At 69.3% G+C, this 13093-nt stretch carries 13 protein-coding genes; 6 read left to right on the forward strand and 7 right to left on the reverse strand.

What is annotated here, in order from left to right; genetic code table 11:
- Positions 1 to 140: 140 nt before the first annotated feature.
- Complete coding sequence (gene ddaH / locus D5S18_RS32415) at positions 141 to 980, reverse strand: dimethylargininase (protein WP_239004151.1); 840 nt, start codon at positions 978 to 980, stop codon at positions 141 to 143.
- Positions 981 to 1115: 135 nt separating this feature from the next.
- Between ddaH and D5S18_RS32420 the strand changes: the two genes are divergently transcribed.
- From D5S18_RS32420 to D5S18_RS32435, 4 genes are read left to right on the forward strand one after another with little or no spacing between them, the layout of a single operon-like run.
- Positions 1116 to 1553 carry an Lrp/AsnC family transcriptional regulator gene (locus tag D5S18_RS32420; protein WP_120044961.1) on the forward strand — a complete coding sequence of 146 codons (438 nt, stop codon included), beginning with the start codon at positions 1116 to 1118 and terminating at the stop codon, positions 1551 to 1553.
- A gap of 31 nt (positions 1554 to 1584) precedes the next feature.
- Positions 1585 to 2220, forward strand: coding sequence for a precorrin-8X methylmutase (locus D5S18_RS32425; protein WP_120044962.1), 636 nt, complete (start codon positions 1585 to 1587; stop codon positions 2218 to 2220).
- Positions 2217 to 3731, forward strand: a complete 1515-nt coding sequence (locus D5S18_RS32430) for a precorrin-2 C(20)-methyltransferase (RefSeq protein ID WP_120044963.1) — start codon at positions 2217 to 2219, stop codon at positions 3729 to 3731. Before D5S18_RS32425 ends, D5S18_RS32430 begins: the two co-directional genes overlap by 4 nt.
- A gap of 46 nt (positions 3732 to 3777) precedes the next feature.
- Complete coding sequence (locus D5S18_RS32435) at positions 3778 to 4305, forward strand: PadR family transcriptional regulator (protein WP_120044964.1); 528 nt, start codon at positions 3778 to 3780, stop codon at positions 4303 to 4305.
- Here the strand turns inward: D5S18_RS32435 and D5S18_RS32440 are convergent.
- Genes D5S18_RS32440 through dprE2 form a run of 3 tightly spaced genes read right to left on the reverse strand, consistent with a single transcriptional unit; the run spans position 4279 to position 7000 of the window.
- Positions 4279 to 5031: a cobalt-precorrin-6A reductase gene (locus D5S18_RS32440; protein WP_120045242.1), complete on the reverse strand. Its 753-nt coding sequence runs from the start codon at positions 5029 to 5031 to the stop codon at positions 4279 to 4281. The two genes, D5S18_RS32435 and D5S18_RS32440, sit on opposite strands and share 27 nt — an antisense overlap.
- The gene (cbiE, locus tag D5S18_RS32445; protein ID WP_120044965.1) at positions 5025 to 6248 is read right to left on the reverse strand and encodes a precorrin-6y C5,15-methyltransferase (decarboxylating) subunit CbiE; all 1224 of its coding nucleotides are present in this window, start codon (positions 6246 to 6248) and stop codon (positions 5025 to 5027) included. The genes D5S18_RS32440 and cbiE overlap by 7 nt, the downstream gene beginning before the upstream one ends.
- The gene (gene dprE2 / locus D5S18_RS32450; protein ID WP_120045243.1) at positions 6245 to 7000 is read right to left on the reverse strand and encodes a decaprenylphospho-beta-D-erythro-pentofuranosid-2-ulose 2-reductase; all 756 of its coding nucleotides are present in this window, start codon (positions 6998 to 7000) and stop codon (positions 6245 to 6247) included. The genes cbiE and dprE2 overlap by 4 nt, the downstream gene beginning before the upstream one ends.
- Positions 7001 to 7063: 63 nt before the next feature.
- On the opposite strand from dprE2, the gene D5S18_RS32455 reads away from it, so the two are divergent.
- Complete coding sequence (locus D5S18_RS32455; RefSeq protein ID WP_120044966.1) at positions 7064 to 7468, forward strand: PPOX class F420-dependent oxidoreductase; 405 nt, start codon at positions 7064 to 7066, stop codon at positions 7466 to 7468.
- Here the strand turns inward: D5S18_RS32455 and D5S18_RS32460 are convergent.
- Positions 7455 to 8582, reverse strand: coding sequence for a M24 family metallopeptidase (locus D5S18_RS32460; protein WP_120044967.1), 1128 nt, complete (start codon positions 8580 to 8582; stop codon positions 7455 to 7457). The two genes, D5S18_RS32455 and D5S18_RS32460, sit on opposite strands and share 14 nt — an antisense overlap.
- A gap of 63 nt (positions 8583 to 8645) precedes the next feature.
- Between D5S18_RS32460 and D5S18_RS32465 the strand changes: the two genes are divergently transcribed.
- Positions 8646 to 9590 carry a 5'-3' exonuclease gene (locus D5S18_RS32465; RefSeq protein ID WP_120044968.1) on the forward strand — a complete coding sequence of 315 codons (945 nt, stop codon included), beginning with the start codon at positions 8646 to 8648 and terminating at the stop codon, positions 9588 to 9590.
- On the opposite strand, the gene D5S18_RS32470 is transcribed toward D5S18_RS32465, so the two are convergent.
- Positions 9587 to 10222: a DUF4333 domain-containing protein gene (locus D5S18_RS32470; protein WP_120044969.1), complete on the reverse strand. Its 636-nt coding sequence runs from the start codon at positions 10220 to 10222 to the stop codon at positions 9587 to 9589. The genes D5S18_RS32465 and D5S18_RS32470 overlap by 4 nt on opposite strands.
- A gap of 172 nt (positions 10223 to 10394) precedes the next feature.
- On the reverse strand, positions 10395 to 13091 hold the full coding sequence (locus D5S18_RS32475) for a DEAD/DEAH box helicase (RefSeq protein ID WP_120044970.1): 2697 nt from the start codon (positions 13089 to 13091) through the stop codon (positions 10395 to 10397).
- Positions 13092 to 13093: the final 2 nt, after the last annotated feature.

Below are 13093 nucleotides of genomic sequence, written 5' to 3' on the forward strand. Positions count from 1 at the left end.
GAGCGGTTTGTCTTGGCGGACAAGATCTCTCTACCAGTAGTTCCGCTGTCCTACTCTCATGCCCCCACGCGCACGACAACACGATCCACTTGACACCCAGCCCAACCCACTAACTGAGCGGCATTGGATCTAGGCCTTGGTCAGTGCACCTCCAGCGTGCAGCATTTCACGCTGCCGCCCGCCTTGAGCAGTTCCGAAAGGTCCAGTCCCACCGGCTCATAGCCGCGTTCGGTGAGCTGTGCGGCCAGCTTCGTGGCCCGACCGCTGAAGTAGACGTGGTAGCCGTCGCTCACGCCGTTCAGTCCGAGGACCTCGGCATCGGCCGCGCTCGCGCGCACCGCGTCCGGGAACAGGTCGGCCAGCACCTTTTGGCTCTCCGTGCTGAAAGCCGGTGGGTAATAGGCGATTTCCCCGGCGCCGAGGACCATGAGGACGGTGTCGAGGTGGTAGAAGCGCGGATCGACCAGTTCCAGCGAGACCACGGGAATTCCGAAGTAGCGCTCCACCTCCCGATGCGCGGCCGGTGAGCTGCGGAATCCGGTGGCGGCCAGGAAGCGCTCACCCACGAGCACGAAATCGCCCTCGCCCTCGTTGATCTCCCGCGCGGCGACCACCTCGGCGAATCCGCGTTCGGCGAACCAGCGATGATAGGCCGGGCCTTCGGCGGTCCGCTCGGCGTGGGTGAACCGGGCCGACATCACCCGATCCCCGACGATGAGCCCGCTATTGGCGGCGAACACCATATCGGGCAGATCCGGTTCACCCGGCACCACCTCGACTCGATGTCCGTGCCCCTCGAAGGTCGCGCGCAAGGTCTCCCATTGCGCCAGCGCCAGCGCGCGGTCCGCGCCTTTGGTCGGATCCATCCATGGATTGATGGCGTAGCGGACGTCGAAGTGGTCCGGACGGCACATGACGAAGCGGCGCGGCACGGGTCGGCGGGCGGCGTCGGATTCGAGGCGGGTGGCTACTGAGGTCACGGAGTCTCCCTGGTCGAGCGCTGTTTTGCGGCTGCCCCGAAGGTAGTCGGCCTAGTATTGCGTCAGATATAGCGATTCATTGCGTGGATCCCCCCAATATCGGCGGATCATTGTGCGAAATACGGGAAATGTGAAATGGACGAGATAGATCGCCGCATTCTGGCCCACCTGCTGCGCGAGGCGCGCGCCTCGTTCCAGGAGATCGGCCATTCGGTCGGGCTGTCCGCGCCTGCCATCAAGCGCCGGGTGGATCGGATGGTGGCCACCGGGCAGATCACCGGATTCACCGCGCAGGTCAATCCGGCGGCGCTGGGCTGGCGCACCGAGGCGTACGTGGAGGTCTACTACCGCGACAACATCTCCCCCGCCGAACTGCGCCGCAGCCTCGAACCCATCCCGCAGGTCGTCGGCGTGTGGACCATCGCGGGCGAGGCCGACGCGCTGGTGCACGTCATGGCCACCGATATGGCCGAGATCGAGTCGACGGTGGAGCGGATCCGGGAGAACGCGCGGGTGGGCCGGACCCGCAGTTCCATCGTCATGTCGCGCATCCTGGAGCGCCCGCGGACTTAAACGCCGGAGGTGCGGGCTTAAGGTTGTCGCCATGTCCGATGCGCGCACCAGCTACCTCACCGACGGGGCCGAGATCTATCGACGCTCGTTCGCCACCATTCGCGCCGAGGCCGACCTGAGCGGATTCCCGGCCGATGTGGCACGGGTCGTGGTGCGCATGATCCACGGCTGCGGACAGGTGGATCTGGCCGAGGACGTGGCCTTCTCGCCGAATGTCGTCGCGGCGGCGCGCGCGGCGCTGCGCGGGGGCGCGCCGATCCTGTGCGATGCGGGCATGGTCGCGGCCGGCGTCACCCGCAAGCGGCTGCCCGCCGACAACGCGGTGCTGTGCACTCTCGCCGACCCCAGGGTCCCGGAATTGGCCGCGTCCCTGGGCACCACCCGGTCGGCGGCCGCGCTGGAACTGTGGCGGGATCGGCTCGGCGGCGCGGTGGTCGCCATCGGCAACGCGCCGACGGCGCTGTTCCACCTGCTCGACCTGCTCGACGCGGGTGCGCCGCGCCCCGCCGCCATTGTCGGCATTCCGGTCGGCTTCATCGGGGCGGCCGAATCCAAGGAGGCGCTGCGCGCCTTCGACGGCGTGGAATATTTGACGGTGCGCGGGCGGCGCGGCGGCAGCGCCATCACCGCCTCGGCGCTGAACGCGATTGCGAGCGAACAGGAATGAGCGGCAAGCTCTGGGGTATCGGACTCGGCCCCGGCGATCCGGAACTGGTCACGGTCAAGGCGGCCAGAATTATCGGCACGGCCGATGTCATCGCCTTCCACAGCGCGCGCCACGGACGCAGCATCTCGCGCGGTATCGCCGCGCCCTATATGCGGCCGGGTCAGTTGGAGGAGCACCTGATCTATCCGGTGACCACCGAGACCACCGAGCATCCCGGCGGCTATCAGGGGGCCATCGAGGAGTTCTACGAGCAGGCCGCCGAACGATTGGCGGCGCATCTGTCGGCGGGGCGCACGGTGGCGCTGCTCGCGGCGGGTGATCCGCTGTTCTACAGCTCCTACATGCATATGCACCGGCGGCTGGCGGACCGGTTCGCGGCCGAGATCATTCCGGGCATCACCTCGGTGAGCGCGGCCGCCGCCGCCCTGGGCACGCCGCTGGTCGAGGGCGACCAGGTGCTGACGATCCTGCCGGGCACCCTGCCCGCCGCGGAGTTGGCGCAACGGCTGCGGCACACCGAAGCCGCCGCCATCATGAAGTTGGGACGCACCTATCCCGCTGTGCGGCAGGCGCTTACCGAATCCGGACGACTCGACGACGCCTACTATGTCGAACGCGCCAGCAGCGAGCGCCAGCAGGTGCTCCGGGCCGCGGAGGTCGACGAGGCGCCGTACTTCTCCCTCGTCCTCGTGCCGGGTCCGGAGCCGACCACCCCGCTGCCATTGGCTGTCAACGAGAACCACACCGCCGCATCGGATTCGACCATGGGCGAGGTGACGGTGGTCGGGCTCGGGCCGGGATCGACCGAATGGACCACCCCCGAGGTGCGCCGAATCCTTTCCACCGCAACAGATCTCGTCGGCTACACCACCTACCTGAACCGCGTCCCCGCGCGCCCCGGCCAGCGCCGCCACGCCAGCGACAATCGCGTCGAGAACGAACGCGCCGCCATGGCGCTGGATCTCGCCGCGCGCGGCGCGCGGGTGGCCGTGGTGTCCTCCGGCGATCCCGGTGTCTTCGCCATGGCCGCCGCCGTGCTGGAGGAGGCGGCCGACCCGCGTTGGCGGGAGGTTCCGGTGCGGGTGCTGCCCGGTGTGACGGCCGCCAATGCCGTAGCCAGTCGAGTGGGCGCGCCACTCGGCCACGACTACGCGGTTCTCTCGCTCTCCGATCGACTCAAGCCGTGGGAGGTGGTGGCGCAACGCCTTTCGGCCGTGGCCGCCGCCGATATGGCCATCGCCGTCTACAACCCGGCCTCCGCGCAGCGCACCTGGCAGGTCGAGGCCATGCGGGAGATACTGCTGGCCCATCGCGCTCCCGAGACGCCGGTGGTGCTGGGCCGCGATGTGGGCGGACCCGACGAATCGGTGCGGGTCACCACCCTCGCCGACCTCGTCGCCGCCGAGGTGGATATGCGGACCCTGCTCATCATCGGCGCGTCCACCACCGCGACCTTCGAGACCGGTACGGGCACCAGGGTCTATACGGCGCGCCGCTACGCGCGGGCCTAGAGATGGGATATTGAGTGGGCTGTCGAGTGCGAAGGGAGCTGCCGGTTTGTCGAAAACCGCGACCAAACAGTTGAATTCCACCGCCGCGTCGCTGCTCGGATTCCTGCACGACGGACCGATGTCGGGCTGGGATCTGGTGGCGCAGGCCCAGGTTCGGATCGGCGATTTCTGGACCATCACCCAGAGCCAGGTCTACCGGGAGTTGGCCGCCATGGACGCGGCCGGGCTGGTGGTCAAGGGCGAGGCGGGCGCGCGCGAGCGCACGCCCTACCGGATCACCCATGCCGGGCGAGAGGCATTCCGCGAGTGGATATCCCGCGATCCGGGTGGGGAGACCATGCGGGTGCCGCTGCTGCTGACCCTGCACTTCGGCGCGCATCTGGATCCGGCGCGGCTGGACCGGATCATCGCCGCGAACCGGGAGATCCACCAGGACCGCCTCGAGCACTATCTCGCCAAGGATACGGCCGAGATGACCACCCAGGAGCGGGCCACCGTGGCATTCGGTCTCGGCTACGAACGCGCGGTGCTGGAATGGTTCGACCGGCTACCCGAGGTGCTCGAACGCACCTGAGCACAACCATTCCCATGCTTGCTTCGCGTCGGAAACCACCCGCGCGCCTTCCGGTAGCGCGGGACGATCGATCAGCACCACGGTGATTCCGGCAGCGCGCGCCGCGATCAGCTTGGCCTCGGTCGCCGCGCCGCCGCTGTCCTTGGTGACCACCGCATCGATGCGGCGCCGCGCCAGCAGCGCCGCCTCGTCGGCTACTGTGAAAGGCCCTCGGGCCAGCAGTAATTCATGCCTGGCAGGCAGTGGGCCGGTGGGCGGATCGATGGCGCGGATGAGGAACCACCCGGTGAGTTCGGCGAAATCGGCCACGCCCTGTCGACCGATGGTCAGGAATATCCGCTCCCCCTGGTCTCGCAGCGCCCGCACCGCCGCCAGGCGGTCGGGAACGCGGATCCAATGATCACCCGCGACGCTGACCCAACCGGGCCGCCGCAGATGCAGCAGCGGCAGTCCCAGCGCGGCGGCGGCCGTCGCCGCGTGAGCGCTGATCGTGGCGGCGAACGGATGGGTGGCATCGACAACGGCCTCGATCTCGTTGGCCACCAACCACTCCCGCAGCCCCGCGCTGCCACCGAAACCGCCGATCCGGACCGCGCCGGACGGGAGCCGGGGTGCGGTGGTGCGCCCGGCGAGCGCGGAGATGATCTCGAATCCGCTCGCGCGCTCGGCCATCGCGGCGAGTTCCCGCGCTTCCCCGGTGCCCCCGAGCAGCAAAACCTTCACGATCGGCCAGGTTTGCGGACGGCCCAATGCGTGACCGGCAACTGCGGACGCCAAGTCGTGAACCGGCCGAGGGATTCGGCCCGATAGACCTGAAACCTGCGCAGGTCGCCGCCGTGCCGCGCGGCCAACTCCACGAGCATGGCCTCGGATTCGGCGGTCACCGCCGCGGCGACGAGACGACCACCCGCGGGCAACCGCTCCCAGCAGGCCGCGAAGAGTCCGGGTTCGGTGAGTCCGCCGCCGACGAAAATCGCGTCCGGACCGGAAGATTCGTCCGCGAATGCCGCCGGGACCGCACCGCGCACGGTGAGCTGCGGCACGCCGAGCGAAACCGCGTTCTCGGCGATCCGCGCTCGGCGATCCGCACGCACCTCGAAGGTGATCGCACGGCAGGTCGGATGGGTGCGGCACCATTCGATGGCGACCGAACCCGAACCGCCGCCGACATCCCACAGCAGCTCACCTGGAGCGGGCGCCAATGCGCCGATGGTCAAGGCCCGGACCTCGGATTTGGTGAGTTGCCCTTCGCCGCCGAACAATTCGTCCGGCAGGCCGGGAGTCCGCGTCGCCCTGGGCGTCTTCGGATCCCATACCGCCCGCACGGCAAGGATGTTCAACGGATCGCCCGCGGGCAACGCCCAGTCGGCGGCCCGCCCTTCTCGAATCCGCTCGGCAGGCCCGCCGAGCTGTTCGAGAACCGTGATGGTCGACTCCCCGAATCCATTGCGCCGCAGCAACTCCGCCAGCTTCGCCGGTGTGCTCTGATCCTCGGAGAGCACCAAGATCCTTCGCCCATCGGTCAGTTCGGGCAGCACGCAGGACAATGGCCGAGCCACCGCACTGACGACCGGAATCTCGGCCACCCCCCAACCGAGCCTGGCACAGGCCAGCGCCGCCGAAGAAGGCTGCGGAAACACCCGCAGCGCGGCAGGACCCAGCAAACGCGCCAAGGTCGTGCCGATTCCGTAGAACATCGGATCACCGCTGGCCAGCACCGCGACCTGCCTACCGGCATACCGCTCGAGCAGTCCGGGAAGCGCGGGCAGCAGCGGTGCGGGCCAGGCAACACGCTGTGCGTCAACCACATTCGCGGGCACCAGCGCCAATTGTCGCGCGGAGCCGAGCAGCACCTCGGACGAGGCGAGCACAGCCATGGCCGCACGCCCCAGCCCGTCCCAGCCGTCGGCGCCGATCCCGACAACCGCCAGCGGCACGGTCACCGGGGCAGCCGCCGCCAGATGGCCTGCGGCAGCAGGCGCATGGCGAAGAAGATCGGGCGCAGGATTCCGGGCACCCAGATGACACCGGCCCGCTTGCGCAACCCCTGCACCACCGCATCGGCCACCTGATCGGGTGTGCTGGAAAACGGCGCGGGCTCCATGCCTGCGGTCATCCGCCCGATGACGAAGCCGGGGCGCACCAGCAGCAGATGCACCCCGCTGCCGTGCAGCGCGTCGGCCAGACCACCGGCGAAACCGTCCAGACCGGCCTTGGCCGAGCCGTACACGTAGTTGGCCCGCCGCACCCGCACGCCCGCGACCGATCCGAAGACCACGATCTGCCCGTCACCCTGTGCCCGAAGCAGATTCGCCAACGTGGTCAGAATGCTCAGCTGCGCCACAAAGTCGGTGCGCACCACCGCCAGCGCGTGTGCGGGATCGCGCTCGGCGCGCCCCTGATCGCCCAGGATGCCGAAGGCGAGCACCGCGATACCGATGCGCCCGTACTCGGCGGCGATCCTCCCGAGCAGCGCCGGATGACCCTCCGTGTCGTCGGCATCGAATTCCACCGTGTGCACAGCGGCCGCGCCCGCCGTGGTGACCTCGGCGATCTCGGCGGTCAGTTGGTCGCTGCGCCGCGCCGCCAGGATCACCACCCGGCCGCGCGCCAACCGGCGCGCCACCTCGAGGCCCATCTCGCTGCGCCCGCCGAGCACCAGCAGCGGTCCGTCGGCGATCCCACGCATACCCATGCCGGTCAGTGTGTCATCCAGGGTCGTCGCGACCGGGGCCGGGCCGTCGGCTACCGTCTGGCCATGACCACCGCCGTCACCGCACTGTCCCCCGAGGCACTGGAATTCGTCGCCGAGCGGCATTTGGCGACACTGACCACGCTGCGCGCCAATGGAACTCCGCACGTGGTTCCGGTCGGCTTCACCTGGGACGCGGCGGCGGGTGCGGTGCGGGTCATCACCGACGGCGCTTCGACGAAGGCGCGCAACGCGCGCCGGTCCGGCTATGCAGCGGTCAGCCAGGTGGACGGTGCGCGATGGCTCACCCTGGAGGGTCCGGCGCGGGTCCTCGACGACGCGGACAGCGTCGCCGAGGCCGAGCGCCGCTATACCGGCCGCTATCGCGCGCCGCGCGCGAATCCGACCAGGGTCGTCATCGAGATCTCCGTCGAGCGGGTGCTGAGCAGCCGAGGTCTCACAGCACGGTGAGGCCGCGCGGACGATTGTTGACCGACTCGCAGCCATCCTCGGTGACGACAACGATGTCCTCGATCCGCGCGCCCCATTCGCCGCGGAAGTAGATGCCGGGCTCGATGCTGAAGGCCATACCCGCCTCGAGCACCAGATCGTTGCCCGCCACGATGTAGGGGTCCTCGTGCACCGACAACCCGATCCCGTGACCGGTGCGGTGCACGAAGGCATCGCCGAGTCCGGCCTGTGCCAACACCTTTCGCGCCGCGGCGTCCACCGATTCGGCGGTGACGCCGGGCCGGGCCGCCGCGACCGCCGCGGCCTGCGCCTGCTCCAATACCGCGAATTTCGCCGCGACCTCGGCATCCGGTTCGCCGAGCACATAGGTGCGGGTGGAATCGGAGTTGTAGCCGGTATCCACCGGACCACCGATGTCGATGACCACCACATCGCCGCGCTCGAGCACCCGATCCGACACCCCGTGGTGCGGGTCGGCGCCGTGCGGGCCGCTGCCCACGATGACGAAGGCCGCCGTGGTGTGCCCCTCGGCCACGATGGCCGCGGCGATATCCCGGCCGACCTCGGCCTCGGTGCGCCCGGCCGCCAGGAACTCACCCATGCGGGCGTGCACCCTGTCGATGGCGGCGCCCGCGCGGCGCAGCGCCGCGACCTCGGCCTCGTCCTTGTACATGCGCAGCCTGCGCAGCACCGGCGTGGCCGAGACCGGAAGTCCGGTAAAGGATTCCGCGAGCGGCAGCAGGTGCAGGGCGGGCATGGTCTCGGCCACCGCCACCCGCGATCCGGCATGCAGCGCCGAGCGGACCAGCTGATAGGGATCGACCCCGTCGACCCAGTCCAGAATCTCGAGTCCCAGCTCGAGCGCGGCCGAATTGTCCAGGTGCGCGAGCTCCAGTTTGGGGATGACCACCGAGGGTTTGGCCCCGTCGGCCGGGATCACCAGGCAGGTCAGCCGCTCGAACGTCTCCGCGGTGGATCCGATCAGATACCGCAGGTCCGGTCCGGGCGTGATCAGCAGCGCGTCCAGGTGCGCGGCGCGCAATTGGGTCACCGCCCGCTCCAGTCGATCGGCGTAGACCTCGGCCGCGAACCTCGCTTCAGTGTGCGAACTCATACCCGCCGACGTTACCCGGTACAGCTCGCCGGGTTTGTCGCATCCGAAAGGTAGCCTCGGCTGGTGACCACACCCGGACCACTGCTGCTGCTCGACGGCGCGAGCCTCTGGTTCCGCGCCTTCCACGCCATTCCGGACAAGATCACCGCGCCCGACGGTCGCCCCGTCAACGCGCTGCGCGGTTTCACCGATATGGTCGCCTCCCTGATCGTCAAGAATCGACCGAGCCGCCTGGTGGTCTGCCTGGACCTGGACTGGCGACCCGCCTACCGGGTGGCGCTGGTGCCCTCCTACAAGGCACACCGGCTCGATACCGCCGCCGATGCCGCACCGGGCGCCGAGGAGGTGCCCGACGCGCTCACCCCGCAGGTCGAGATGATCCTCGAGGTGCTCGATGCCGCGGGCATCGCCACCGGCGGCGCGGCGGGTCTGGAGGCCGACGACGTGCTGGGCACGCTGGCCACCCGCGAGCGGGTGGACCCGGTCGTCGTCGTCAGCGGCGACCGCGACCTGCTGCAACTGGTCCGCGACGAGGCGCCCCCGGTGCGGGTGCTGTACGCGGGGCGCGGGCTGGCCAAGGCCGAACTGTTCGGCCCGGCCGAGGTGGCGGCGAAATACGGTGTGCCGCAGGTGAATGCCGGCCCCGCCTACGCCGATATGGCCACCCTGCGCGGCGACGCCTCCGACGGATTGCCCGGCGTCGCGGGCATCGGCGACAAGTCCGCCGCCACCCTCATTTCCCGCTTCGGCTCCCTGGAGGCCCTGCGCGCGGCCGTAGACGATCCGGCAGCCGACCTGGCCCAGAGCGCGCGCGCCAAACTCCGTGCGGCGCAGGACTATTTGCAGGCGGCGGCCCCGGTGGTCCGCGTCGTGCGCGACGCCGAGGTCCACCTCTCCCGGCCGGACACGCTCCCGGCGGGTCCCGCCGATCCGCAGCGGCTGCGCGAACTCGCCGCCGCCTACAACGCCGAAAGTCCGATCACGCGACTCATCGCCGCGCTCGCCTAACTGGGCCTGCCCACCTCGTAGGTGCCGTCGGTCTTGGTGACCTTGATGTTCACCTTCTTCTGCTCGCCGCTGACCTTCAGATCGCAGGTGAAGGTGGAGTCCACCTTCACCTCGCGGCCCGACGGGCAGGAGACATCGCTGACATCCTGGATGCCGTAGGAATCCGAGAGCACCTTCTTCACACCGTCCTGGACGGCGGCCTGATCGAGTTTGTCGGTGGAGGTGAGCACCAGGATCAGCGCCACCGCCGCGCCAACCACGACCACGCCGATCAGCGACAGCGCGATGACCAGCCCCTTGCCCCGCTTCTTTTGCGGCTGCAACTGCAACTGGCCCCACGGCTGCTGGGGTTGACCCCACTGCTGCTGCGGCTGCTGGGCGCTCCAATCCTGCGGCTGTTGCTGCTGCCACTGCGGCTGCGACTGCCCCCACTGCTGGGGTTGTTGCGGCTGCTGACCCCATTGCGGCTGCTGGGGCTGCTGCCCCCAGTGCTGGGTTGGCTGCGCCGCCGAGGGCGGCGGCGCTCCCCACTGCTGGCCGGGCGCCTGCTGGCCCGGTGCGGGCGCGGCACCCCAGTGCTGGGTGGGATCATCGCGACCCTCCGGATTGTTCGGTCCGAACGGCCCGCTCATGACCTCACCTCCGCGCCGGATACCATCCCGCGCGGCGCGCGCTGTGCCTCGCTCACCTGCTCGCCTCCACTCGCATAGTTGTACATACGGTAGCCCCCCGCGCGCGACACGTCGCATGCCACGACTTCCGCCACGGTCGGTACGCGAAAGAATCAAATCACAGTCGCGCACGCTACGCGGCGTCCACCGCGACCACACCTCGCCTGATCGCACGCACCGACTTCGCGGCGGTGCTCGCGATCTCCGGATCATCTGCGGTGGAGTGGATCTGGTCGAGCAGGTCGATCACCTGGCGGCACCAGCGCACGAAATCGCCTGCGGAGAGCGGATTTCCCCGATCGCCACTGGCCAGCAGCGAATCGGCCAGACCGTCCCCGCGCGCCCATTTGTAAACGCCGGTGACGAATCCGACATCGGGTTCGCGGGTGGGCGGCAGCTTGTGCCGCGCCTCGTCGGCGCGTAACTCATCCCACACCTCGACGGTCGCGCCGACCGCGCGCCGAATCGGCGCGGTCGGACCGCTGACACCGAGGAAGCCGCTCTCCTGACGCGACTCGAACACCAGAATCGAGGCGACACCGGCCAGTTCGGCCGGGCCGAGCCCGCGCCAGATACCGCGCCGTAGACATTCGGCGATCACCAGGTCGCTCTCGGCGTAGATGCGGGCCAGCCTACGACCGTCGGCGGTGACCTCGCCCTCGTGCACGAATCCGCGCTCGTCGAGCAGCGCCAGAATCCGATCGAAGGTGCGGGCAAGGGAATTCGTGGTCGCGGCGACCTTCTGACGCATGGTCTCGGTCTCGCGGCGCAGTCGGTTGTAGCGCTCGCCGATGCGGCTGAGCTGTTCGCGATCGGCGCGGTGGTGCGCGGGATGGGCGCGCAGACTGCGGCGCAACGTGGCCAATTCGCGGTCGTCGGCGGCCTCGGCGCGCCTGCCGCGCCGCTGCGTGCCCGGTGCCATGAATCCCGTATTGCGCAGGGCCGAGGCGAGATCGCTTCGGGTGCGCGCGGTGCGGTGATCGATGCGGCGCGGCAACCGCATCCGCCCCAGAGGCTGGGCCGGAGTCGGGAAATCGGCCACCGAGATCCGGCCCGCCCATTTGTCCTCGGTGAGCACCAGCGGACGCGGATCACCCGGTGTCGCATCGGGTTCCAGGATCACGGCCAGTCCGGCGCGGCGACCGGTGGGAATGGCCACCACATCACCGCGACGCAGCGCGACCAGCGCCTCCACCGCCGCACCCCTGCGGTCGGTGCGCCGCTGCTGCTCGAGCTGACGTTCGCGCTGCTTGATCCGATCGCGCAGCGAAATATATTCCAGGAAGCCGCTTTCCGAGCCGCCGAGCTGATCGGCCAGACCGCGCAACTGCCCCTCGTTGCGCTCGATGCCGCGCACCAGCCCCACCACCGAGCGATCCGCCTGGAACTGGGCGAAGGAGCGCTCCAGCAGAGCGCGCGACTCGTCGGCGCCCATACGGTCGATCAGGTTGATCGACATGTTGTAGCCGGGCCGGAACGAACTGCGCAGCGGATAGGTGCGGGTGGAGGCCAGACCCGCGACCGCGCTGGTATCGACCTCCGGCTGCCACAGCACCACCGCGTGACCCTCGACATCGATACCGCGCCGCCCCGCCCGCCCGGTGAGCTGGGTGTATTCGCCGGGGGTCAATTCGGCGTGGGTCTCGCCGTTGAATTTCACCAGCCGCTCGAGCACCACGGTGCGCGCGGGCATATTGATGCCCAAAGCCAATGTCTCCGTGGCGAATACGGCCCGCACCAAACCGTTGACGAACAATTCCTCCACCGCGTGGCGGAAGGCGGGCAACATACCCGCGTGATGGGCGGCCAACCCGCGGTGCAGCGCCTCGCGCCACTCCCAATAGCCGAGCACCTCCAGATCCGCGCGCGGCAGATCGCCGGTGTGGCGCTCGATGATCGCGTCGATCGCGGCGGTGTCCTCCTCGCGGCTCAGCTCCAACCGCGAACGCAGACACTGGGCCAGCGCGCCGTCACAACCCGCGCGGCTGAAGATGAAGGTGATGGCGGGCAGCAGGCCCTCCTCGTCCAGCTTGGCCAACACCTCCGGCCGAGGCAGCGGACGGAAATCGCGGCGCGGCCCGCCGCGACCACCACGACCCCAGGAATTCATTCGGTCCTGCTGTTCGCGGTGGCGGACGAAACGCACCAGATCCTCGTCGACCAGGACCTTCTGCTCCGAGGATTTCGCGTCGAACAGGTCGAACATGCGGCGACCGACCATGACGTGCTGCCACAGCGGCACCGGCCTGGTCTCGTCGACCACCACGGCGGTATCGCCGCGCACGGTCTCCATCCACGCGCCGAACTCTTCGGCATTGCTGACCGTCGCCGACAGGCTGACCAGCCGCACATCCAGCGGCAGGTGCAGGATGACCTCCTCCCACACCGCGCCGCGGAACCGGTCCGCCAGGTAGTGCACCTCGTCCATCACCACGTAGGACAGTCCGCGCAGCGCGTCGGAGGAGGCGTAGAGCATATTGCGCAGCACCTCGGTGGTCATCACGACCACCGGCGCGTCCGGGTTGATGGACTGATCCCCGGTGAGCAGACCCACCCGCTCCCGGCCGTACCGCTCGGTGAGATCGGCGAACTTCTGATTCGACAATGCCTTGATCGGTGTGGTGTAGAAGCACTTCCCCGAGGCGGCCAGCGCCAGATGCACCGCGAACTCGCCGACCACCGTCTTGCCCGCGCCGGTCGGCGCGCACACCAGCACGCTGTGCCCCTCTTCCAGCGCGGTGCACGCGGTGCGCTGGAAGGGGTCCAGCCGGAACTTCAACTGTGCGGAGAAGGTGGTCAGCTCGCCCGAATGCGACCGGTGATACGTCACCG

This window comes from Nocardia panacis (assembly GCF_003598715.1).
Classification (GTDB): Bacteria; Actinomycetota; Actinomycetes; order Mycobacteriales; family Mycobacteriaceae; genus Nocardia; species Nocardia panacis.

Bases quoted from the DNA above. Each gene is read 5' to 3' on its own strand.
- D5S18_RS32420 (WP_120044961.1), top strand. From the start codon at position 1,116: ATGGACGAGATAGATCGCCGCATTCTGGCCCACCTGCTGCGCGAGGCG.
- D5S18_RS32425 (WP_120044962.1), top strand. From the start codon at position 1,585: ATGTCCGATGCGCGCACCAGCTACCTCACCGACGGGGCCGAGATCTAT.
- D5S18_RS32430 (WP_120044963.1), top strand. From the start codon at position 2,217: ATGAGCGGCAAGCTCTGGGGTATCGGACTCGGCCCCGGCGATCCGGAA.
- dprE2 (WP_120045243.1), bottom strand. From the start codon at position 7,000: ATGGGTATGCGTGGGATCGCCGACGGACCGCTGCTGGTGCTCGGCGGG.
- D5S18_RS32455 (WP_120044966.1), top strand. From the start codon at position 7,064: ATGACCACCGCCGTCACCGCACTGTCCCCCGAGGCACTGGAATTCGTC.
- D5S18_RS32460 (WP_120044967.1), bottom strand. From the start codon at position 8,582: ATGAGTTCGCACACTGAAGCGAGGTTCGCGGCCGAGGTCTACGCCGAT.
- D5S18_RS32470 (WP_120044969.1), bottom strand. From the start codon at position 10,222: ATGAGCGGGCCGTTCGGACCGAACAATCCGGAGGGTCGCGATGATCCC.